An 889-nucleotide genomic window follows, 5' to 3' on the forward strand; every position below is an offset into this window, starting at 1 on the left:
GCCCGAGGAGAGACGTCCGTTGAACCCCCGCACCCCGGCCACCGGCAGCTACTACGAGCGCATCGACGAGCACCGTTTCAAGCCGACGGCCCACGCGAGCGGCGCCTGGGACCAGGACGAGCAGCACTTCAGCCCGCTCGGCGGACTCGTCGTGCACGCCCTCGACCGCCATCTGGCCGGACGCGCCGACCAGGGCCTGGTCATCTCCCGGATCAGCTACGACATCCTGGGGCGGCTCGCGCTCGACGAGTGCGAGATCCTGGTGGAGACCGTCCGCCCCGGCCGCACCATCGAACTGCTGGAGGCCGTCGTGCGGACGGCCGGCCGCCCGGTGGTCCGGGCCCGCGCCTGGCTGCTCGCCCCCCTCGACACGGCCGCCGTCGCCGGCGGTGCCGGGGAGCGGCTGCCCCACCCCCGGACCCTCGCTCCGTGGGCGATGTCCGAGCAGTGGCCCGGCGGCTACATCGCCTCGCTGGACGTCCGCCCGGTCGCGCCGCCCCGGCCCGGCCGGACGACCGCGTGGATCTCCACCCGCCTCGGGCTGGTCGCCGGTGAGGTCAGCAGCCCGCTCGCGTCCTACCTGGCCCTCGTGGACACGGCCAACGGCATCGCGGTGCGCCGGCCGCCCACCGAGTGGATGTTCCCCAACGTCGACCTCACCGTCCACCTGCACCGCCGGCCCGAGGGCGACTGGACGGGCCTGGACACCACCGTCGCCTTCGGCCCCACCGGCCAGGGCCTCACCAGTACCGTCCTGCACGACCTCGACGGCCCGGTGGGAACCGCCCAGCAGATCCTCACGGTCCGCCCGCAGCCGGGACGGCGGTGAACCGGTCCTGATCGGACCGTCGGCGCGCGGCCGGTGCTCCCGCCGGCCGCGCGCCGACGG

General features: G+C 75.5%; 1 protein-coding gene. It reads left to right on the plus strand.

What is annotated here, in order from left to right; all coding sequences use genetic code 11:
* Window positions 1-19 precede the first annotated feature (19 nt).
* Window positions 20-829 carry a thioesterase family protein gene (locus tag B7L92_RS25965; protein ID WP_081239818.1) on the plus strand — a complete coding sequence of 270 codons (810 nt, stop codon included), beginning with the start codon at window positions 20-22 and terminating at the stop codon, window positions 827-829.
* Window positions 830-889 lie beyond the last annotated feature (60 nt).

It is taken from the genome of Streptomyces viridosporus, assembly GCF_002078235.1.
Taxonomy (GTDB): domain Bacteria; phylum Actinomycetota; class Actinomycetes; order Streptomycetales; family Streptomycetaceae; genus Streptomyces; species Streptomyces viridosporus.